Origin of the sequence: Serratia silvae (assembly GCF_023282985.1) — a bacterium.
Classification (GTDB): domain Bacteria; phylum Pseudomonadota; class Gammaproteobacteria; order Enterobacterales; family Enterobacteriaceae; genus Chania; species Chania silvae.
Genome location: NZ_JAGQDC010000007.1, coordinates 193,692 through 212,892, shown reverse-complemented (window position 1 = coordinate 212,892; position 19,201 = coordinate 193,692). Strand labels below are relative to the sequence as shown.

Below are 19,201 nucleotides of genomic sequence, written 5' to 3'. Positions count from 1 at the left end.
TGTGGACGCCCTCGTGAAGCGGTTTTTGGCTCGTCGTACCAGGCCTGGATAGCCGACTCATCAAGCCAGAATGTCAGTGAACCCCGATTGACGAGAGCCTTGTTGTAGGCGTTCCAGTTGGTGATCTTGAACTTTTGCTTTGCCACGGGAAACCGCTACAGGATCAGGAATGTGGTGATCTGATCCTGATTGCAGTTAGAAGTTCGATTTATTCAACAAAGCCCCTCTGAGGCCCTCAATAAATTCACCTTGCTTGTTGGCAGTGGGGCGCGATAGCTGCCAGCAATCTCCCCTGTTTATCTCAAAAAATAACAAGCGGCTGGATTAGCGGGCGTTTTTTGATTAGATTCACTGCTAATCATTGTCTCGCTTGTTAACAAGGGAATGTGGTCATGAACAGGGTTAGTGGTTTACTGGCGTTATGCCTGGTTTCTTTTTCTTCTCTGGCTGACTGCCAGCCCCTCCTTGCCGAGTTGGCTAAACCCTTCGCCGTCAAAACGACCATGAATACCGAACTCTCCACCTGCAAGGTGTGGCCCTATGCCCCGGACAAAACCATTGCGGTGCTGATGCTGGAGCCCAGGGAAGAGGCCCAACCCGACTTTACCGACTATGACGTTGTCGTTTTGGTGGTCGATAGCCAGACCGGCAAGGTGCTGGCCAGCAAATATCATCCCAAGGCGATTATGGATGACGCGATCTATACCAGCAGCGTGACCATCGACACTGCGCGCTACCAGCTGTCCCCCACGCTTCGTGCCTTCGGGGTGCGCTTTGATCACCGGGGATCCTCTTCGGTTAATCCCATCAGCATCGAACGACTTAACCTCTATACCCTGCAAGAGCAGCAATTAACTCTGGTGCTCAATAATCTCACCATGAATGAATATGGTGGTGAGTGGGATGGCCAGTGTGCCGGGGATTTCGTCGTGACCAATCGTGCATTGGCGCTTGGCAAGCGTGCGCACAACGGCTTCCAGGATCTGCAGATACAGACCTTGGCGACGCACAAGGAATCGAGCAAAAAAGGGCCGGATTGCGTGGAGCGCAACCAAATCGTTGCCAAGACCCGCATTGAGCTCAAGTTCGATGGTAAAGCGTATCCGGTCGAACAGGATAAGCTGCTCGATCATCGTTTTTAATCCGTGCCTGGTCGTTAGCAACCATGAAAAAATCTGCTTCTACGAACTGTCCTTTATCCGCCACGATCTCAACGCGCCCAGCGAAGGTAAGCTGCAGCCCCCTCAACGTACGCCACCGTGGATCAATCGCAGGCGGTGCTGCTGGGGATAATCGTCGTTGATGAGCCGCCGTTGCAGCAACCAGCTAAGATGTTCGCAGTCGTGCAGAACGGCGTCAAACAGCAACCCGACCACGCTGCCGCTGTGCGCCACGTTGAGGCCATAAATTCCGCTGTGTTCCACTATTGTCAGTAGATCGTCAAACCTGGGTTTAGGCAATAACTGCTGGCTGGCACGGGCGCTGAGCGTGGTGGCCTCACCCAGCTTGCTATGGTCGCGATCCTGCATCGCCTGAGAAAACAGCGCCCAGGACTGTGCCAAAGTGTCGGCATGGCCCAACAGGATTTGGCGACGGTCGCGGCGGTGGTAATCGGCCGTATTCAGCCATTGCGGGCTTTCCAGCAGCAGAATATCGATGTTTGGCAACCATGCGCCGGGGATTTGGGTGGCCGCCGTTTGATGATCGAACAGCGTCAGTTGCCGGAACAGCGTGCTGTCGGTGGGCTCCAGCCCGACGCACAGCGTGGCTAATGTGCTTTCATCCAGGTTGTAGCCGAAATGGCGCGCCGTGGCCTGGGCGGTTGCGGCAATATCGGCGGTGCTGCTGGCCATGCCTTTCGCCAGCGGAATGGTGGAGTCGAAATCAATGCGTAACCCCTTGGCCGCACTGGCGGGGATGCCAATATGTTGCAGCACGTTGAGCAGCATTTGGCGCATCAACGGGCGCTCATGGTCGCTGGGTTTACCGTCGCTAACGCAGACGTGGCTAAACCAGTTGATCGGGCAGGACACCAGCTTTTCACCGCCCAGGATCCACCCCTGGATCAGCTCACCGCAGGAGGCGGGGCATTTCGCCTCAGCCATCCGTCAGCACCTGTTGCAGCGCTGTGACCAGTTTACGGTTGGCCGCTTCGCTCTTGATCGCCACCCGATAATAATCGGCAGAAAGACCGGGGTAGTTGGCACAGTGGCGGATCAGGATGCAGTGCTGCAATAACGCCTGTTGCAGATCGCAGCCGGGGCGTAGGCAGCGCAGGAAAATATAGTTCGCCGCCCCTGGCCAGATACGCAATTGTGGCAAGGCTGCTAGCGCGTCAAACAGCCACGCTCGCTGCTCTGCCAGCCATTGGTGAGTTTGCTGGATGTAGCTGTGATCGTCGAGGATCACTTCACCCGCCAGTGCTGCATAGGCATTGATGGTCCAGGGTTCGCGCAGCTGTTTCATCTGTTGCAGAGCAGCGCGATCGCTGCTGACCAGATAGCCGAGCCGCAGGCCGGGAATGGCGAAAAATTTGGTCAACGAACGCAGGATATAGAGGCGGGAATACTCCGCCATTTGTGGGATCAGCCCCGGCGTATCCGGCATAAAATCGATAAAGGCTTCATCAACGATCAACGCAATATTGTGCTGGCGACAACAGGCGAGAATGGCCTGTAATAGCGTAGGGTCTGGCATCAGCCCGGTGGGGTTGTTGGGGGTGGCCAGGAACAGGCAGTCCGGCTGGCGCTCGGCCAGCACCTGCAATAGCCGCTCATCGGGTTGAAAACCACCGGCTTCATCCAGTGGGAAGTCTGCGATCTGGCAGTCAATCCGCTGCAAGGCCCGGCGGTATTCGGCAAATCCCGGCGTGAGGAGCAGCGCCGTGCGGGGGCGCAGCCGATTGACGATGGCGTAAATCAGCTCGGTGGCCCCGTTGCCTGCCATGATATTTTCCGGCAGGCAGTGATGAACCCGCGCCAATGCCGCATGTAGACGCCGGTATTCGACATCGGGATAGCATTCGGCGCTGTTCAAATGCTCGATAATCGCCGCCTTCAGGCTGGTAGGCATGCCCAATGGATTGATATTGGCGCTGAAATCAATGATCTCGCCTGGCTCCAGGCCGGTTTTCAACGCCATTTCCAGTACGTTACCACCATGTTCACTCACGGTTTTACTCTCCCCCCACTTCAAGTCTGCGTGCAGGATAACATTGCCAAGGGAATGGCGGTTAATCGCCGTCATTGAAGTCTATGCGCAGTGTTGGATTTTTTACTGTGTCTTGCCATTGACCACGATGCCGTTTTTATCTCAAAAATATGAAGTTACGCAGGCGAACCGTGTAATAAAAGCAACGCTAATTGTCTGAGATCAATGAACTCTCTGGAATGCTGCAATTTTTATGGTGGGCAATAAACTTGACCTTTTTTTATCAATTAACTGGCGTATATTCGGCATATTGTTAACAGCATTAAAACGATTATTGCCAACTGGATAACCTGCAACTTGACGAGACTCAGGTTGTGATTGGGAAGGGGGTGTAACTCCCCCGCAGCCCCCGCTGCTGTGATGCCGACGAGTTCACTGTGACCACTGATCTACGGATTGGGAAGGAGTGGATGAGGATGACGCTAAGCCAGAAGACCGGCCAGTTGGTTGGAACATTCAACTCCTTCGGTGGGAAGTGGGTTGTCATTGGATACGTGCGGCCATTGGCGCTGCACGGCCGTATCTTTTTGACGCCCAAAATCCCGACCGCCAGGCCGGGATTTTTTTATGCAATCAACGGGCAACAAGGCAGTGCTTATCGCGGGTACCGGCAGCGGTTGTGGCAAGACCACGTTGACGCTGGGCCTGTTGCGTGCGTTACAGCAGCGTGGCCTGCGCGTGCAACCCTTCAAGGTCGGCCCCGACTATCTGGATACCGGCTGGCATAGCGCAGTCAGCGGCGTGACCTCACGCAATCTGGATGCCTTTATGCTGCCTGCCGCTACGCTCAACGGTTTATACAACCAGCATATGCACCACGCCGATGTGGCGGTGATCGAGGGCGTGATGGGGCTGTACGACGGCTACGGCATCGATCCGAACTATTGCAGCAGCGCAGCGATGGCCAAGCAGCTGGGTTGCCCGGTGATCCTGCTGGTCGATGGCAAAGCCGTTTCGACCTCGGTGGCCGCGACCGTGCTCGGTTTTCGTCAGTTTGATCCCGCATTAAAACTGGCTGGGGTTATCGTCAACCGGGTCAACTCGGAAACGCATTACCAACTGATCCGCCAGGCCATTGAGGGCTATTGCGGGGTGCCGGTGCTGGGGCGTTTGCCGGTGCTGGAAGAAGTGGCTTTGCCATCCCGTCATTTGGGGTTGGTGCCCGCCCAGGAAAGCCTGACGGACGATCGGCGTTGGCAGCGATTGGCACAGCAGGTTGAGGCGTTTATCGATATCGATCGCCTGTTGGCATTGAGTGTCTGTGCGTCGCTACCGGCTGGTGAGCCACCACGGCTACCCGATCCCGCGTTAGCGCAAGGGTTGACCTTGGCGCTGGCGGAAGATGAAGCCTTCAATTTCTACTACCCGGATAACCTCGATCTGCTTGAGCAGGCGGGCGTACGCATTCAACGTTTCAGCCCACTGCACGATAGTCGTTTACCCGATTGCCAGATGATTTACCTGGGCGGTGGCTACCCCGAGGTGCATGCGGCCCGGCTGGCGGCCAATGTTGACATGCATAGCGCATTGCAGCTCGCCCACCATCAGCAAATCCCAATGTATGCCGAGTGCGGTGGCCTGATGTACCTCGGCAACGGCTTGACCGACAGCGCCGGAGTACGCCACCGGATGAGCGGTATCCTGCCAGGGGAAAGCCATATGGGTAGCAGCCTGACCCGTTTCGGTTATTGCCAGTGGCAAGCGCGTAGCGACACCCTGCTGGCGGCCCGTGGCGAAATGCTGCTTGGCCATGAGTTTCACTATTCCGACTTTACCACCGCACTGACCCCGGCGTTTGACTGTGCCAAATGGCGCGACGGAGTAGCCGTTCAGCGTTGGCAAGGGGGATATCAGCTTGAACAGACTCAGGCCAGCTACCTGCACGTGCATTTTGCCCAGCGGCCTGGATTACTCGACCGCTGGCTGATGGCCGCGAGGCGTGCGCTATGACGCTGCTGGCCTGGCTCGTTGCCTTTCTGCTCGACAGCCTGCTCGGCGATCCACCGCACTGGCCGCATCCGGTGCGCTGGATCGGCAACCTGATCGCCTTACTGCAACGGGCTATCCGCCGGGTATGTCATAGCGAACCGGCTCTCAAGTTTGGTGGTGGGGTGTTATGGCTGGCCGTTGTCGGGCTGGTCTGGCTGGTCAGTTGGGGCTTTTTAACGCTGATGGGGCATATTCATCCGTGGTTAGGTTGGCTGGCGGAAGTCTGGCTGATCTACACCTTGCTTGCGGGACGCTGCCTGGAACAGGCGGCGATGGAGGTTTACCGGGCGTTACAAAATGCCGATATCGCGGAGAGCCGCCAAAAGCTGTCGTGGATTGTCGGGCGCGACACCTCGCAGCTGGAAGAGCCGCAAATCGCCCGTGCGGCGGTGGAGACGGTGGCGGAAAACAGCGTGGATGGCGTGATTGCGCCGCTGTTCTTCTTGTTGCTCGGTGGAGCACCGCTGGCGATGGCGTATAAAGTGGTCAACACCCTCGACTCGATGGTGGGCTATAAAACGCCGAAATACCGCGCTATCGGCTATGTTTCGGCGCGGATGGATGACCTCGCCAACTGGCTACCGGCCCGGCTCAGTTGGCTGCTGCTGAGCTGTGCGGCCCGGCTGAACGGCTTGGACTATCGCCAGGCGCTGCGCATTGGCTGGCGTGATCGCTATCAGCATACCAGCCCCAACTGTGCCTGGTCGGAAGCCACGGTGGCCGGGGCGCTGGGAGTGCGGCTTGGCGGCCCCAATGATTACTTTGGTCAGCGGGTCGAAAAACCGTGGATCGGTGAGGCGCGCCGGGAGATCGCACTGGCAGATATTCCCCGCTGCACGCGCCTGATGATGACAACCTCGCTGTTGGCACTGCTGCTGTTTGCAGCGTTGCGCCTGCTGTGGCTTGGCGCTTGAAAGGGACAATCATGGACTACCTCAAACAACCACAACGTATTGAACAGCAAAGTTTCCAGATAATTGGCGAGATCATCGCCAATGAACGGCCAGACTACCGCTTTAGCGATGCCTGGCAGGAAGCGGTGATCAAACGGGTGATCCACACCACCGCCGATTTCGACTGGCTGGATATTCTCTGGTTTTCGCCACAGGTGATGCAGGCGTTAATCGATGGGCTACGCCGTGGCTGCACGCTGTATACCGACACCACGATGGCGCTATCCGGCATCAACAAAGCCCTGCTGCAAAAGCTGGGATGCGAATGCCGCTGCTATATCAGCGATCCGCGAGTGGTTGCGGCAGCTAAGGCTCAGGGGATCACACGCTCAATGGCCGCTGTGGATATCGCGCTGGCGGAAAGCGGGGAAAAGCTGTTTGTGTTTGGCAATGCGCCTACCGCGCTGTTCCGGTTGTTGGAACAGCAGGCCGAGCCGACGGCGATCATCGGTGTGCCTGTGGGGTTTGTTGGGGCAGCGGAATCCAAGGCGGCGCTGAAAAGCAGCGGTTTGCCCAGCATCGTTGCCTGTGGGCGTAAGGGCGGCAGTAACGTTGCCGCCGCTATTATCAATGCCACGCTGTATCACCTGCGGGAGGGGAGATGAATGCGGTAGAGCTGCAAGACAGCGTTTGGCACCAGGGCAAGCGTTATCGCAAAGGCTATACCACCGGCTCTTGTGCCACGGCGGCAGCGAAGGTGGCTGCGCTGATGGTGCTGCGCCAGCAGGTTATCCATCAGGTTTCGATCGTGACGCCTTCAGGTGTGACGCTCAATCTGAATGTGGAGCAGCCGTTGATTGAAGGGCAGCAGGCCACGGCGGCGATCCGTAAAGACGGTGGCGACGATGTGGATGCCACGCACGGCATGTTGATTTTCGCCCGCGTTAGCCTAACGCAAGATCATCAGCAGATCCTGCTACAGGGAGGCGAAGGTGTTGGTACCGTTACCCGTAAAGGGATTGGCCTGCCGGTAGGCAGTGCGGCCATTAACCGTACGCCGCGTCAAACTATCGAAGCTGCCGTGCGGGAAGCGATCGGCCCACAGCGGGGCGCACTGGTTGAGATTTTTGCTCCGGAGGGTATTGAGCGCGCCCGCAAAACCTACAACGGTCGATTGGGCATCCTCGGGGGGATTTCGATCATCGGCACTACCGGGATTGTCACCCCGATGTCGGAAGAGAGCTGGAAACGTTCGCTGGCGCTCGAACTGGAGATGAAGCGGGCGGCGGGGCAAGACCGGGTGATCCTGGTGCCGGGCAACCACGGAGAACGCTTTGTGCGCGAACAGTTGGGCCTGGACGGCCAGCAGGTGGTGACTATGAGTAATTTTGTCGGCTACATGCTGCAGGAGACGGTGCGGCTGGGATTCCGCCAGGTGCTGCTGGTTGGCCACCCAGGGAAACTGATCAAGGTCGCGGCAGGGATCTTTCACACCCATAGCCATATTGCCGATGGGCGAATGGAAACTCTGATCGCCCATTTGGCACTGATGGGGGCACCCGTTGAGCTGCTGCGGCAGGTGGAGCAATGCAATACCACGGAGGCGGCGTTGGAACTGATTAGCGAACAGGGTTGGCAGGAGGTGTTCCCGCGTATTGCACAACGCATATGCCAGCGGGTGCAGGAGATGCTGCGCTTTAGCTCTCATCTCCCTGGCTGCGATGCCATTCTGTTCTCGTTTGACCAACAGATCCTGGGCAGCAACCGGCCAGTGCAGGAGATTGTGGAGGCGATGCGATGATCACCGTGGTGGGCGTTGGCCCCGGCGAGAGTCACTTCCTGACGCTAGAGGCACAGGCGATTATTGCCGCCGCCGAGGTGCTGGTGGCGGGCGCTCGTCATCTGGACACCTTTGCGACTTCACAGCATAACACCCGGCGCCTGGATGCCGATCTGGCCGGACTGCTGGCCTGGCTACGTCAATCAATGGCACAGCGGCACATCGTGGTACTGGCCTCTGGCGATCCGCTGCTGTACGGCATTGGCAAGTGGCTGGCTGCTCATTTCTCACCCGCCGAGCTGCGCATTATTCCCGGGATCAGCGCGATCCAGTATCTGTGCGCGCAAATCCCCTTGGACATGAACGATATCTATCTCACCAGCAGCCACGGCCGCACGCCGGATTTTGACTGGCTGTTGCAGCACGACAAGGTGGCGATGGTGACCGATGCCATCATCGGGCCGCGAGCTATCGCAGACGCCATTTTGCAGCGCGGTTTGACGCGCCGCCTGATTATCGGTGAAAACCTTTCGCTGCCCACGGAACGTATTTATCGCCTACGACCCGAGGCAGTGGCGCAGTGCTATGACATCAACGCAGTGGTGATCCTCAATGAAAGATGACGTTTTTTTACGTGGTCAGCGGGTGCCTATGACCAAAGAAACGGTACGGCTATTGGCGTTGGAACGGTTGGAACTGGCCAACGCGCGGCACCTGATCGACATCGGCGCTGGCACAGGCAGTGTTGCTTTGGAGGCGGCGCTGCGTTTCCCTGCTTTGCAGGTCACCGCAATTGAACGTAACCCGGCTGCGTTGGCGTTGATTGCGGAAAACCGCCAGCGGCTGGGGTGTGAAAACGTCACCGTGGTGGCCGGTACGGCACCTATGACTCTGGAGGCCAAGGCCGATGCCGTGTTTATCGGTGGCAGCGGTGGGCAACTGACGGAGCTAATCGATTGGGCGTTGGCGCGCTTGCATCCCGGCGGCCGCCTAGTGTTGACGTTTATTTTACTCAACAACCTCAGCGAGGCGCTGGCCTGCCTGCAAACACGCGGTGTATCGGCGATAACCGGGGAGCAGATCCAGTACTCGGCCCTGACGTCGTTAGGCAGCGGCCACTACTTCAAACCCAACAATCCGACCTATCTCATCTCTTGCTACAAGGAAGGTAACGATGTCTGAGCAACCCCATTGGGACACACAGAAAGTCTGGTTTGTCGGTGCGGGGCCGGGGGATCGCGAATTGATCACCTTGAAGGGTTACCGGCTGCTGCAACAGGCGCAGGTGGTGATCTACGCCGGATCGCTGATTAATACCGAGCTGCTGGAGTATTGCCAACCCCAGGCCGAACTGCACGACAGCGCGGGGCTGACGCTGGAGCAGATTATCGCGCTGATGGTAGATGGCGTTCGCGCTGGCAAGCTGGTGGTCAGGCTGCAAACCGGCGACCTCTCGCTGTACGGCTCGATCCGTGAGCAGGGCGAGGTTCTGGGGGAACAGGGCATTGGCTTTGTCTCGGTGCCAGGTGTGAGCGCCTTCCTTGGTGCTGCCGCCCAGTTGGGGGTGGAATATACCGTTCCCGAAGTGGCGCAAAGCCTAATCATTACCCGTATCGCAGGGCGTACGCCGATGCCGCCGCTGGAGCAGTTGGCGTCCTTTGCCGCCCACCAGACCTCGATGGCGATTTTTCTTTCCGTGCAGGAAATAAATCGGGTGGTGGAACAACTGCTTGCTGGTGGCTATCCCCCGCAGACGCCGGTTGCGGTGGTTTATAAGGCCACCTGGAAAGAGAGCCAAACGGTGCGCGGCACGCTGACGGATATTGCCCAGCAGGTACGCGATGCCGCCATCCGCAAAACGGCGCTGATCCTGGTGGGCGCTTTTCTGGGGGAGGAATACCACTATTCCCGCCTCTACGATGCAGGGTTCAGCCATGAATATCGCCAAGCCTGAGTCCATCGCAGTTTTTTGCCTGACGCCGAACGGTGTGCGCTTGGCGCAACGTTTGCAGGCGCAACTGCCGCTCAGCTGTTTTACCAGTGAAAAGCTGCTGGTCCCCGGCTTCCTGCCGTTTAACGCCAGCTTTGGTGCGACGCTGCGTGAAGCATTCGGCCGCTATTCGGCGCTGGTCGTGATCGGTTCTACCGGCCTGACGGTGCGGGTGATTGCCCCGCTGATCCAGGACAAGCTGACCGATCCGGCGGTGGTGGTGATCGACGAGCGTGGGCAACATGCGATCAGCCTGCTGTCAGGTCATGTGGGTGGGGCCAATGCCCTGACGCTGAGGTTGGCGGGGCTGTTGGGGGCCGATCCGGTGATCACCACTGCCACCGATGTCAATCAGATGGCCGCGCTGGATACGCTGGCGGCGCAGTTAGATGCCGGGATGTCGGATTTTCGCCTGGCGGTGAAAACCGTTAACCAGCTGCTGGTTAGCGGGCAACGGGTTGGGCTGTGGTGGGATGAACCTTTGCGGGATGAGCCGGCGCGTTGCGATACCCGGGGTTTTGTCGCTGTTGCCGATCTGGAAGCGTTGCCAGAGTTGGATGCGTTGGTCTGCGTCAGCCTGCGCGATCGCTTACCTGAGCTACCGCTGCTGGTCTACAAGCTGGTGCCACGCCGGGTGGTGGTGGGCATCGGTTGTCGCCGGGGTACCTCGTTGGCGCTGCTGACTCAGCTATTGGAACGGCAGTTGGCAGACCAGCATTTTGACCCTCTGGCGCTGCGGGCGATCGGCAGCGTCACGCTGAAAAAAGACGAACTCGCCTTGCAGCAGTTGGCGCAAGCGCGGCGGATACCGTTCGAGCTGTTCAGTAGCGACGAGCTGCGCCAGCACGAACGGCGCTTTCCGGCCTCTGAGTTTGTGCGCGCCACGGTCGGCGTCGGTAGCGTTTCACAGCCGGTGGCCTGGCTGATGAGCGCAGGAAAACTGGTTGGCGATACCCTGCGTGAGCAAGGGATCACCATGACATTGGGAGTGTCACATTGATGTTAAGCGTAATCGGCATTGGGCCGGGCAGTGAAACGATGATGACTCAGGACGCCATTGAGGCGATCCGTGAAGCGGAAATCATCGTTGGATACAAAACCTATACCCATCTGGTGAAGTCCCTGACCGGGGATAAACAGGTGATCAAAACCGGCATGTGTAAGGAGATTGAGCGCTGCCAGACGGCGATCGATCTGGCTTTGGCTGGCCATAAGGTTGCCTTGATCAGCAGCGGTGACGCCGGCATCTACGGCATGGCCGGGCTAGTGCTGGAGTTGGTAGGTCAGCAGCAGCTGGATCTGGAGGTGAAGCTGGTGGCGGGGATCACAGCGAGCATCGCTGCGGCCTCTTTGCTGGGTGCGCCGCTGATGCATGATTTCTGCCATATCAGCCTGAGCGATCTGCTGACCCCATGGCCAGTGATCGAAAAACGTATTATTGCCGCCGCGCAGGCCGACTTTGTGATCTGCTTCTACAACCCACGCAGCCGTGGCCGGGAAGGGCATCTGGCCCGCGCCTTTGAACTGATGAAACCGCATAAATCCCTCGCTACGCCGGTTGGCGTGGTGAAAGCGGCGGGACGTAAAAAACAGGAGAAGTGGCTGACGACGCTGGGTGAGATGGACTTCACCCCGGTAGACATGACCAGCCTGGTGATCGTGGGCAACCACACCACCTATTGCCGCAACGGGCTGATGATCACCCCAAGAGGCTATGCCCTGTGATCCATATTTTCGGCGGCACCAGCGATGCCCGTGCAATCTGCCAACTGCTCGATGAAGCGGGGGAGCGCTATAGCCTGTCGGTGGCCAGTGAGGCAGGGCGGCAACTGGCGGGTAACATTCTCGGCGAAGTGGTGGTCGGGCGCATGGATAGCGACGAGATCGCAAACTATCTGCAACGGCACGCTATTCGCTGGGTGATCGATGCTTCTCATCCCTACGCAACGGCGCTGAGCGAGAACGTGCTGGCGGCCTGCCGTCGGCAAGGCGTGCGGTTGACCCGCTACCAGCGGCCCAGTGAAATTGATCGGTTATCCCATCCGTTATTACACAAGGTTGATGATGTTGCCCAAGCCTGCCAATTGGCCCAAAGCCTGGGACCGAGGGTGCTGTTGACCACTGGCAGCAAACAGTTGGCGGATTACCGGTATGGGCTGCCAGAAAAAGTGCTGCTGGTGCGGGTGTTACCCACTGCTGAGGTGCTGGCGCAGTGTGAAGCGCTGGGCCTAGGGGTCGACAACATTATCGCCCTGCGCGGCCCGTTCAGTGCGCAGTTCAATCGCGCGCTGTATGAGTTTTGCCAGCCGGACGTGGTGATCACCAAAGAGTCCGGGAATGAAGGCGGTTATCTGCAAAAGGTCGAGCCGAGCCTGGCTTTGAACATTCCCTGCATTGTCGTGCGCCGCCCGCAGCCGTTGGCAAGTGAAGGCTGGGGCGAACAGGTCAACTCGCTGCAAGCCTTTGCCCAGCGGCTGTCTGGCTGGCAACAATCACAAGGAGAAACAGGATGAAAAAAGCGCTGTTGGTGATCAGTTTTGGCACCAGTTACGAGAGTACCCGGCAAAAAAATATCGAAGCCTGCGAACAGCAGTTGGCCGCCAGCAATGGTGACCGCGACCTGTTTCGCGCCTTTACCTCTGAAATGATTATCCGCAAGCTGCGCCAACGCGATGATTTGTCGATCGACAATCCACAACAGGCATTACATCGCCTGGCGGCTGCGGGCTATCAGGATGTTGCCATCCAGTCGCTGCACATCATTAACGGCGATGAGTACGAAAAAGTGGCAAACCAGGTGCGCGCCTGTGGTCAGCTGTTCCAGCGACTGGTGCTGGGCAAGCCGTTACTCACCGGTTATGACGATTATCAGCAACTGCTGTTGGCGTTACGCGGGCAGATGCCACCGCTGGCCGCCGACGAGCGCGTAGTGTTTATGGGGCATGGGGCCAGCCATCACTCGTTTTCTGCCTATGCCTGTCTTGACCATCTGATGACGGCGCAGAACTTCCCGGCCTTGGTGGGGGCGGTTGAAAGCTATCCGGAAGTGGACGGGGTGATAGCCCGTTTGCAGCAACAACGGGTACGCAAGGTGCATCTGATGCCGCTGATGCTAGTGGCTGGCGATCATGCCATCAATGATATGGCCTCGGATGAGCCGGATTCCTGGCACTCACAAATTACGGCAGCCGGTATCGAGACTCAAAGCTGGCTGCAAGGATTGGGCGAGAACCCACTGATCCGCCAGATGTTTGCCGATCATCTGGCCGCAGCGCTGTGCCAGAGTGAGTTGGAGGCGGTGGAATGAGCGGAAAACTGTATGCCATGGGCGTCGGCCCTGGGGCCAGCGATCTGATCACCGTGCGTGCCGCCCGGCGGCTGGGGAAGCTGGATGTTTTGTATGCTCCAGCCGGTCGAAAAGGGGGCGACAGCCTGGCGTTATCGATCGTGCGGGAATATCTGCTGCCGCATACCGAGATCCGCACCTGCCATTTCCCGATGAGTGGCAATGACAGTGAAAAACAAGCGGTGTGGGATGAGGTGGCCCAGCAGCTTGAGGCGGAGGTCGCGCAAGGGAAACTGGTGGGATTTATCACCCTGGGCGACGCCATGTTATTCAGCACCTGGGTGTTTCTGTTGGCGCGTCTTGGCCGCCCGGAATGGCTGGAGATTGTGCCGGGCGTCACCTCGTTTGCGGCGATTGCTGCCCGTGCTGCGCTGCCATTAGCTATGGAATCGCAGTCGTTGGCCGTGATGTCTTGTACTGCGCCAGAGGCCGAGCTGGAGCAGGCGCTACTGACGCACGACAGCGTGGTGTTGATGAAGGTGTATGGCCGTCTGCCGCTGGTGCAGTCGCTGCTGGCTCGCCTGAACCTGTTTGAGCACGCGGTACTGATGGCGGAGGCCTCCTTGCCAGGGGAGCAGTGCTGGCGGCGGCTGAACCAGGTTGCTGCCGATCTGCCATTACCCTATTTCTCTACCGTGGTAGTGAACAAACATTGGCTCACCAAGGAGTAACAGATGGAAACACAAACCGGGAAGCTCTCGCTGCTAGGATTGGCATTCGCGCTGCTGATGATGGCGCTGCCACAAGACGCGTTTGCCATGCATATCATGGAAGGTTTTTTACCGCCGCTATGGGCGATGGCCTGGTGGCTGCTGTTTTTACCCTGCCTGTATATCGGCATGCGGCGGCTTAAACAGATCGTCAGCGACGACAGCAACCAGAAGGTGTTACTGGCGCTGTGCGCGGCGTTTATCTTCGTGCTCTCGGCGCTGAAGATCCCTTCGGTTACCGGCAGCTGCTCCCACCCAACCGGCGTCGGGCTGGCGGTGATTTTGTTCGGCCCAGGCGTCGTGGCGGTGCTGGGGGCGATTGTACTGCTGTTCCAGGCGCTGCTGCTGGCCCACGGTGGTTTGACTACGCTGGGCGCTAACGGTATGTCGATGGCGGTGATTGGCCCGGTGGTAGGCTATCTGGTGTGGCAACTGGCGTGCAAATCCGGGGTGCGGCGGGACGTGGCCGTCTTCCTGTGTGCGGCCATTGCCGATCTGGCTACCTACTTCGTAACCTCGATCCAGCTGGGGATGGCTTTCCCGGATCCACAGTTTGGCGTCTTCGGCTCCAGCGTGAAATTTATGGGGGTGTTCTGCCTGACACAGATCCCGATCGCCATTGCCGAAGGGCTGTTGACGGTAATGATCTATGACCAGTTAACCAAACGCCGGATCATACCGGCAGCGGGGCATTGAGATGAAAAAGACCCTAATCCTGTTGGCGATGGTGATCGCCCTGGTTATCCTGCCGTTCTTTATCGACCACGGCGGTGAGTATGGTGGCTCCGACGGTGAGGCCGAAGCTCTGATCCAGCAAACCGCCCCGGACTATACGCCGTGGTTTACGCCGCTGTATGAACCCGCCAGCGGGGAGATCGAGAGCCTGCTGTTCACCCTGCAAGGTTCGTTGGGGACGGCGGTGATTTTCTATATTTTGGGCTACTATCGGGGTAAACGCCGTGAGCCTGCTGGGGATTGATCGGCTCAGCGAACAAAGCCGCTGGCGGCAACGGGAGCCGATGGTAAAACTGCGGCTCTACGGCCTGTTTTTACTGTTGGCCATGGTGTTGTCGCCGCTCTATCAGGCGCTGTTGCTGCTGATGATTGCGGTATCGACCTGTTACCTGCTGCGCATTGGCCCGTTGCGTTATTTGCGCTGGCTGGCGATCCCGCTGTCGTTTCTGCTGATCGGCGTATTGACCATTATGGTTTCGCTAGCCCGCCAGCCGGATAGCCTGTGGTGGGGAGTGCAACTGGGAAGCTGGTGGTTCGGCATCGACAGGCTCGGGCTACACACCGCTAATCAGACGCTATGGCGCAGCCTGGCGGCCCTGGCGGCCACCTTCTGGTTTATGTTGAACACGCCGTTCCCCCAACTGATCCAACTGCTGAAACGTTGCCATGTGCCACGGCTGCTGACCGAACAGATCCTGCTGACCTGGCGGTTTATCTTTATCTTTGCCGAAGAGGCTGCGGCAATCCATCGCGCCCAGTCGCTGCGTTTTGGTTATATCTCGCTGGCGAGCAGCTATCGTTCGACGGCCCTGCTGGTGAGTATGCTGTTTACCCGCGTGATGATCCGCTATCAGCAAATGGTGATTGCGCTGGATACCAAACTCTACCAAGGGGAATTCCACCTGTAATGCTGACTACCCGACATTTGTGCTTCAGCTATCAAGATGAAGCGGTGCTACAGGATCTGACCCTGGATTTTAGCCAACATGCCGTAACCGGTCTGCTGGGGGCCAACGGCTGCGGTAAATCGACGCTGTTGATGAATTTGACCGGTATACTGCGCCCGCAGCAGGGCGCGGTATTATGGCAAGGGGAGCCGCTGTGCTACGACAAAGGCAGTCTGCGGGCACTGCGCCAACGGGTCGCCACCGTGTTTCAGGATCCGGAACAGCAAATATTTTATACCGATATCGACAGCGATATTGCGTTTAGCCTGCATAATCTCGGCCTGGATAAGCCGCTGATCGCTCAGCGGGTTGACCGGGCGTTGACGCTGGTGGATGCGCAGGGTTTTCGGCATAAAGCTATCCAACATTTAAGCCACGGCCAGAAAAAACGGGTAGCGATTGCCGGTGCGCTGGTGATGGAGGCGGAATATCTGCTGCTGGATGAACCCACCGCCGGGCTGGACCCGTCGGGCAGGCAACAGATGATCGCCATTATCGAGCGCATCGTGGCTGAGGGAAAACGGGTGATTATCTCCAGCCACGATATCGATTTGATTTACTCTATCTGCGATCACCTGTATGTGCTCTCCCATGGGCGGCTAGTCAGCTTAGGGGAACCCACCCAGGTGTTTATGCAACAGGAACAGTTAGCGGCCGCCGGGTTGGTACAACCCTGGTTGGTGAAATTACACGGCGAACTCGGTTTGCCGCTGTGCAAGACGGAACAACAGCTGTTTGCGCTGCTTCGCCAGCGTAACGCGGAGAAAATGTGATGAAACGGTGTGTCATGGTGCAGGGAACCGCATCCGATGTGGGTAAAAGCGTGCTGGTTGCCGGCCTGTGCCGGATCTTCATGCAGGATGGTTATCGCTGTGCGCCGTTCAAATCGCAGAATATGGCGCTCAACTCTGGCATTACCGCCCGTGGCGAAGAGATGGGCAGGGCGCAGATCTTTCAGGCTGAGGCCGCCGGTATTGCCCCCGATGTGCGGATGAACCCGGTGCTGTTGAAACCGACCAGCGACTGCAAGGCGCAGGTGGTGCTGATGGGTAAAGTGGCCTGTAATATGGACGCGGTCAGCTATCACGAGTACAAGCCACAGTTGCAGCAACAAATCAGCGAGGTGTATCACAGCCTGGCCAGCAGTTACGACATTATGGTGCTGGAAGGGGCCGGTAGCCCGGCGGAAATTAACCTGCGCGATCGCGACATCGTCAATATGGGCATGGCGGTGATCGCCGATGCGCCAGTGCTGTTGGTGGCCGATATCGATCGCGGCGGTGTGTTTGCCGCCATTTATGGCACGCTGGCACTGCTAGAGCCGGAAGAAAAAGCGCGGGTGAAAGGGGTGATCATTAATAAATTCCGTGGTGATATTGCCTTACTGTATTCGGGCTTGGAGCAGATTGAAGCGCTGACCGGTTTGCCAGTGCTGGGTGTGATGCCCTGGCTGAATATCGATCTGGAAGATGAAGATGGCGTGGCGTTGCAAAATGGCAAATATGCCCTGACAGGCATCAGCCATGAGCTGGATATTGCGGTGGTGCAACTGCCCTATATGTCCAATTTTACCGATTTTAATGCTTTGGCGGCCCAGCCAGACGTGGGGCTGCGCTATGTTTCGCACCCGGCGGCGCTGGCCGGCGCCGATCTGATTATCCTGCCAGGCAGCAAAAACACTCTGGGGGATCTGCAATGGCTGCAACAAAGCGGGTTGGCGACGGCGTTGCAGGCGCAGCACCGGGCCGGAGTGCAGATCGTGGGTATCTGCGGCGGCTACCAGATGCTCGGCAAGCACATTGTTGATGGCGTGGAATCAGGAATGGAACAGATGGCGGGTTTGGGATTGCTGGATGTCACCACCCACTTCGCACCGCAAAAAGTCACTACGCAGGTGACAGCGCAATGTCAGCCTGGGTTGCCCGGCCTCTGGTCTGGCTGTGGTGAGCAGGACGTTGTTGGCTACGAAATCCATATGGGGACCACCCAGCTTGGTTCGGAGGCTACGCCTTTTGCCCGCCTTTCCCTGCGTAATGGCCAGCCGGACAGCGCCTTTGACGGGGCAGTGAACCCCGCCGGTAACGTGTTGGGCAGCTATATTCATGGCTTATTCGACAGTGGGTCTTTTTGCCGAGTGTTGCTAAACGAGCTGCGTCAGCGTAAAGGGCTGGCGGTTTACGACGGCCCGGCTTTCGATTATGCCGATTACAAGCAGCAACAGTTTGATATCTTGGCCGATAAGATGCGGGAACATATTGATATGGGTAAGATTTATCGTTTGATGACCGAGCATCAGCAAGCGGTGGCCCAATGATCCTGATCACCGGCGGGGCACGCAGCGGCAAAAGTTCGCTGGCCGAAAGGTTAGCGAGCAGTGTCAGTGACCGGGTGTTGTACATCGCCACCTCGGTGGTCACCGATGAGGAAATGGCCGAACGGGTCAAGCTGCATCGCCAGGCCCGCCCTGCGCATTGGCGCACCTGGGAGGGGAGCCAGCAACTGGCCAGCGTGATCGACCAACAGGCGGCGGCGGGAGATGCGGTCATCCTGGAGTGTATTACCACGCTGATCGCCAACCTGATGTTTGAGCTGACCGGGGACACGCCGGTGGAAAGTATCGACTTTGCCATGGTTGAAACGGCGATCCATCAGCAGATCGATGAACTGCTGGTCGCCTGCGCCCGCAGCCCGGCGGCGATCTATCTGGTCACCAACGAACTGGGGATGGGCATTGTGCCGGAAAACCGTTTGGCACGGCACTTCCGTGATATTGCCGGGCGTGTTAACCAGCGCTTGGCCGCCGCCGCTGAGTCGGTGTTATTGGTGATTTCTGGTATTGAGGTCAAGATTAAATGAGTTTGCGACTGTTTTGGGCCACCCTGCAATTGATGACGCGTATCCCGCTGCCCGCCAGTTGGACACACGGGTTGGCGATGGATAATTACCAGCGCGGCATCGTCGGTTTCCCCTTGATTGGCCTGATCGTCGGTGCAATCGGTGGCACTGTCTTTACCCTATTGGCTCCTTGGTGTGGGGGGCCACTGGCGGCGTTGGGCTACGTGTTGGTGTTGGCTCTGGTTACCGGGGCCTTCCACCTCGACGGATTGGCCGATACCTGTGACGGCGTGTTCTCGGCCCGCATCCGGGAAAAAATGCTGGAGATCATGCGCGATAGCCGCCTTGGCACCAATGGTGGGTTGGCGTTGATCTTTATCGTCGTGGCTAAGGTGTTGGTGATTAGCGAGCTGGCACTGCGTGGAGTGCCGATGTTGGCCACGCTGGCCGCGGCAGGCGTGGTTTGCCGGAGCCTGGTGGTATTGATGATGTATCGCCAGCCCTATGCCCGTGAAGGTAACGGGCTGGGGAACCTTTATATTGGCAAGATTAGCGGCGGGCAAACGCTGTTCACCCTGGCGCTGGGAGCCGCTTTGGTCGCCTTGTTGGCACATGGACAGGGGCTGTTTGCGCTTGGTTGTGCGCTGATCGCCATATTGTTGCTACGGGCCTATCTGCGCCGCCGTCTGGGTGGACAAACCGGTGACACCCTGGGCGCGGCGATAGAAATTGCCGAGTTGGTCTTCTTACTGGCACTGCTGTGAGT

The 19,201-nt window shown here is 58.1% G+C and carries 22 protein-coding genes, 1 pseudogene and 1 riboswitch; of the genes and pseudogenes, 20 read left to right on the top strand and 3 right to left on the bottom strand.

The window, feature by feature from the left end; genetic code table 11:
* Window positions 1-146 (bottom strand): annotated as a pseudogene (locus KAJ71_RS11480) (IS5/IS1182 family transposase); the annotation flags it as partial.
* A 246-nt stretch (window positions 147-392) separates the two neighbouring features.
* Here KAJ71_RS11480 and KAJ71_RS11475 point away from each other — a divergent pair.
* Window positions 393-1,142 (top strand): PA3715 family protein, encoded by a 750-nt coding sequence (locus tag KAJ71_RS11475; RefSeq protein WP_248945854.1) that lies wholly within the window; start codon window positions 393-395, stop codon window positions 1,140-1,142.
* 102 nt (window positions 1,143-1,244) lie between these two features.
* On the opposite strand, the gene KAJ71_RS11470 is transcribed toward KAJ71_RS11475, so the two are convergent.
* Entirely contained in the window at window positions 1,245-2,105 is an 861-nt protein-coding gene (locus KAJ71_RS11470; RefSeq protein ID WP_248945853.1) for a GHMP family kinase ATP-binding protein, read from the bottom strand.
* Window positions 2,098-3,171, bottom strand: coding sequence for a threonine-phosphate decarboxylase CobD (cobD, locus tag KAJ71_RS11465; RefSeq protein ID WP_248945852.1), 1,074 nt, complete (start codon window positions 3,169-3,171; stop codon window positions 2,098-2,100). Before cobD ends, KAJ71_RS11470 begins: the two co-directional genes overlap by 8 nt.
* Before the next feature lie 304 nt (window positions 3,172-3,475).
* Window positions 3,476-3,668: riboswitch (cobalamin riboswitch) on the top strand.
* Between the two features lie 109 nt (window positions 3,669-3,777).
* On the opposite strand from cobD, the gene KAJ71_RS11460 reads away from it, so the two are divergent.
* The 19 genes from KAJ71_RS11460 to cobS are packed head-to-tail and all read left to right on the top strand — an operon-like array spanning window position 3,778 to window position 19,199.
* Window positions 3,778-5,160: a cobyrinic acid a,c-diamide synthase CobB gene (locus KAJ71_RS11460; RefSeq protein ID WP_248945851.1), complete on the top strand. Its 1,383-nt coding sequence runs from the start codon at window positions 3,778-3,780 to the stop codon at window positions 5,158-5,160.
* Entirely contained in the window at window positions 5,157-6,113 is a 957-nt protein-coding gene (gene cbiB / locus KAJ71_RS11455; RefSeq protein ID WP_248945850.1) for an adenosylcobinamide-phosphate synthase CbiB, read from the top strand. The genes KAJ71_RS11460 and cbiB overlap by 4 nt, the downstream gene beginning before the upstream one ends.
* Window positions 6,114-6,124: 11 nt before the next feature.
* On the top strand, window positions 6,125-6,757 hold the full coding sequence (locus KAJ71_RS11450; protein WP_248945849.1) for a cobalt-precorrin-8 methylmutase: 633 nt from the start codon (window positions 6,125-6,127) through the stop codon (window positions 6,755-6,757).
* Window positions 6,754-7,893, top strand: a complete 1,140-nt coding sequence (cbiD, locus tag KAJ71_RS11445; RefSeq protein ID WP_248945848.1) for a cobalt-precorrin-5B (C(1))-methyltransferase CbiD — start codon at window positions 6,754-6,756, stop codon at window positions 7,891-7,893. The genes KAJ71_RS11450 and cbiD overlap by 4 nt, the downstream gene beginning before the upstream one ends.
* A complete protein-coding gene (locus KAJ71_RS11440) occupies window positions 7,890-8,495 on the top strand; it encodes a cobalt-precorrin-7 (C(5))-methyltransferase (RefSeq protein WP_248945847.1) in 606 nt (201 codons plus the stop codon). Before cbiD ends, KAJ71_RS11440 begins: the two co-directional genes overlap by 4 nt.
* Window positions 8,485-9,054, top strand: a complete 570-nt coding sequence (locus tag KAJ71_RS11435) for a decarboxylating cobalt-precorrin-6B (C(15))-methyltransferase (protein ID WP_248945846.1) — start codon at window positions 8,485-8,487, stop codon at window positions 9,052-9,054. The genes KAJ71_RS11440 and KAJ71_RS11435 overlap by 11 nt, the downstream gene beginning before the upstream one ends.
* On the top strand, window positions 9,047-9,826 hold the full coding sequence (locus KAJ71_RS11430) for a cobalt-precorrin-4 methyltransferase (protein ID WP_248945845.1): 780 nt from the start codon (window positions 9,047-9,049) through the stop codon (window positions 9,824-9,826). The genes KAJ71_RS11435 and KAJ71_RS11430 overlap by 8 nt, the downstream gene beginning before the upstream one ends.
* Complete coding sequence (gene cbiG, locus KAJ71_RS11425; protein ID WP_248945844.1) at window positions 9,807-10,862, top strand: cobalt-precorrin 5A hydrolase; 1,056 nt, start codon at window positions 9,807-9,809, stop codon at window positions 10,860-10,862. The genes KAJ71_RS11430 and cbiG overlap by 20 nt, the downstream gene beginning before the upstream one ends.
* Window positions 10,862-11,587 (top strand): precorrin-3B C(17)-methyltransferase, encoded by a 726-nt coding sequence (locus KAJ71_RS11420; RefSeq protein ID WP_248945843.1) that lies wholly within the window; start codon window positions 10,862-10,864, stop codon window positions 11,585-11,587. Before cbiG ends, KAJ71_RS11420 begins: the two co-directional genes overlap by 1 nt.
* On the top strand, window positions 11,584-12,375 hold the full coding sequence (locus KAJ71_RS11415; RefSeq protein ID WP_248945842.1) for a cobalt-precorrin-6A reductase: 792 nt from the start codon (window positions 11,584-11,586) through the stop codon (window positions 12,373-12,375). Before KAJ71_RS11420 ends, KAJ71_RS11415 begins: the two co-directional genes overlap by 4 nt.
* The gene (gene cbiK / locus KAJ71_RS11410) at window positions 12,372-13,169 is read left to right on the top strand and encodes a sirohydrochlorin cobaltochelatase (RefSeq protein ID WP_248945841.1); all 798 of its coding nucleotides are present in this window, start codon (window positions 12,372-12,374) and stop codon (window positions 13,167-13,169) included. The genes KAJ71_RS11415 and cbiK overlap by 4 nt, the downstream gene beginning before the upstream one ends.
* Window positions 13,166-13,879, top strand: a complete 714-nt coding sequence (locus KAJ71_RS11405) for a cobalt-factor II C(20)-methyltransferase (protein WP_248945840.1) — start codon at window positions 13,166-13,168, stop codon at window positions 13,877-13,879. The genes cbiK and KAJ71_RS11405 overlap by 4 nt, the downstream gene beginning before the upstream one ends.
* 3 nt (window positions 13,880-13,882) lie before the next feature.
* Window positions 13,883-14,614: a cobalt ECF transporter S component CbiM gene (gene cbiM / locus KAJ71_RS11400; RefSeq protein WP_248945839.1), complete on the top strand. Its 732-nt coding sequence runs from the start codon at window positions 13,883-13,885 to the stop codon at window positions 14,612-14,614.
* A 1-nt stretch (window position 14,615) separates the two neighbouring features.
* Window positions 14,616-14,897 carry an energy-coupling factor ABC transporter substrate-binding protein gene (locus tag KAJ71_RS11395; RefSeq protein WP_248945838.1) on the top strand — a complete coding sequence of 94 codons (282 nt, stop codon included), beginning with the start codon at window positions 14,616-14,618 and terminating at the stop codon, window positions 14,895-14,897.
* Window positions 14,884-15,561 (top strand): energy-coupling factor ABC transporter transmembrane protein, encoded by a 678-nt coding sequence (locus KAJ71_RS11390; protein WP_248945862.1) that lies wholly within the window; start codon window positions 14,884-14,886, stop codon window positions 15,559-15,561. Before KAJ71_RS11395 ends, KAJ71_RS11390 begins: the two co-directional genes overlap by 14 nt.
* Window positions 15,561-16,373 carry an energy-coupling factor ABC transporter ATP-binding protein, CbiO family gene (locus KAJ71_RS11385; protein ID WP_248945837.1) on the top strand — a complete coding sequence of 271 codons (813 nt, stop codon included), beginning with the start codon at window positions 15,561-15,563 and terminating at the stop codon, window positions 16,371-16,373. The genes KAJ71_RS11390 and KAJ71_RS11385 overlap by 1 nt, the downstream gene beginning before the upstream one ends.
* Window positions 16,373-17,914, top strand: coding sequence for a cobyric acid synthase (locus KAJ71_RS11380; protein ID WP_248945836.1), 1,542 nt, complete (start codon window positions 16,373-16,375; stop codon window positions 17,912-17,914). The genes KAJ71_RS11385 and KAJ71_RS11380 overlap by 1 nt, the downstream gene beginning before the upstream one ends.
* Window positions 17,911-18,456 carry a bifunctional adenosylcobinamide kinase/adenosylcobinamide-phosphate guanylyltransferase gene (cobU, locus tag KAJ71_RS11375; RefSeq protein WP_248945835.1) on the top strand — a complete coding sequence of 182 codons (546 nt, stop codon included), beginning with the start codon at window positions 17,911-17,913 and terminating at the stop codon, window positions 18,454-18,456. Before KAJ71_RS11380 ends, cobU begins: the two co-directional genes overlap by 4 nt.
* Window positions 18,453-19,199 carry an adenosylcobinamide-GDP ribazoletransferase gene (gene cobS / locus KAJ71_RS11370; RefSeq protein ID WP_248945834.1) on the top strand — a complete coding sequence of 249 codons (747 nt, stop codon included), beginning with the start codon at window positions 18,453-18,455 and terminating at the stop codon, window positions 19,197-19,199. The genes cobU and cobS overlap by 4 nt, the downstream gene beginning before the upstream one ends.
* The last annotated feature ends 2 nt before the right edge of the window (window positions 19,200-19,201 follow it).

Excerpts from the sequence above, each read along its gene's own strand:
- KAJ71_RS11385 (WP_248945837.1), top strand. The coding sequence starts at position 15,561 with ATGCTGACTACCCGACATTTGTGCTTCAGCTATCAAGATGAAGCGGTG.
- cbiM (WP_248945839.1), top strand. The coding sequence starts at position 13,883 with ATGGAAACACAAACCGGGAAGCTCTCGCTGCTAGGATTGGCATTCGCG.
- KAJ71_RS11435 (WP_248945846.1), top strand. The coding sequence starts at position 8,485 with ATGAAAGATGACGTTTTTTTACGTGGTCAGCGGGTGCCTATGACCAAA.
- KAJ71_RS11405 (WP_248945840.1), top strand. The coding sequence starts at position 13,166 with ATGAGCGGAAAACTGTATGCCATGGGCGTCGGCCCTGGGGCCAGCGAT.
- cbiG (WP_248945844.1), top strand. The coding sequence starts at position 9,807 with ATGAATATCGCCAAGCCTGAGTCCATCGCAGTTTTTTGCCTGACGCCG.
- KAJ71_RS11420 (WP_248945843.1), top strand. The coding sequence starts at position 10,862 with ATGTTAAGCGTAATCGGCATTGGGCCGGGCAGTGAAACGATGATGACT.
- KAJ71_RS11440 (WP_248945847.1), top strand. The coding sequence starts at position 7,890 with ATGATCACCGTGGTGGGCGTTGGCCCCGGCGAGAGTCACTTCCTGACG.
- cbiB (WP_248945850.1), top strand. The coding sequence starts at position 5,157 with ATGACGCTGCTGGCCTGGCTCGTTGCCTTTCTGCTCGACAGCCTGCTC.
- KAJ71_RS11475 (WP_248945854.1), top strand. The coding sequence starts at position 393 with ATGAACAGGGTTAGTGGTTTACTGGCGTTATGCCTGGTTTCTTTTTCT.
- KAJ71_RS11460 (WP_248945851.1), top strand. The coding sequence starts at position 3,778 with ATGCAATCAACGGGCAACAAGGCAGTGCTTATCGCGGGTACCGGCAGC.
- cobS (WP_248945834.1), top strand. The coding sequence starts at position 18,453 with ATGAGTTTGCGACTGTTTTGGGCCACCCTGCAATTGATGACGCGTATC.
- cobU (WP_248945835.1), top strand. The coding sequence starts at position 17,911 with ATGATCCTGATCACCGGCGGGGCACGCAGCGGCAAAAGTTCGCTGGCC.
- cbiD (WP_248945848.1), top strand. The coding sequence starts at position 6,754 with ATGAATGCGGTAGAGCTGCAAGACAGCGTTTGGCACCAGGGCAAGCGT.
- KAJ71_RS11395 (WP_248945838.1), top strand. The coding sequence starts at position 14,616 with ATGAAAAAGACCCTAATCCTGTTGGCGATGGTGATCGCCCTGGTTATC.
- cbiK (WP_248945841.1), top strand. The coding sequence starts at position 12,372 with ATGAAAAAAGCGCTGTTGGTGATCAGTTTTGGCACCAGTTACGAGAGT.
- KAJ71_RS11470 (WP_248945853.1), bottom strand. The coding sequence starts at position 2,105 with ATGGCTGAGGCGAAATGCCCCGCCTCCTGCGGTGAGCTGATCCAGGGG.
- KAJ71_RS11380 (WP_248945836.1), top strand. The coding sequence starts at position 16,373 with ATGAAACGGTGTGTCATGGTGCAGGGAACCGCATCCGATGTGGGTAAA.
- KAJ71_RS11430 (WP_248945845.1), top strand. The coding sequence starts at position 9,047 with ATGTCTGAGCAACCCCATTGGGACACACAGAAAGTCTGGTTTGTCGGT.
- KAJ71_RS11450 (WP_248945849.1), top strand. The coding sequence starts at position 6,125 with ATGGACTACCTCAAACAACCACAACGTATTGAACAGCAAAGTTTCCAG.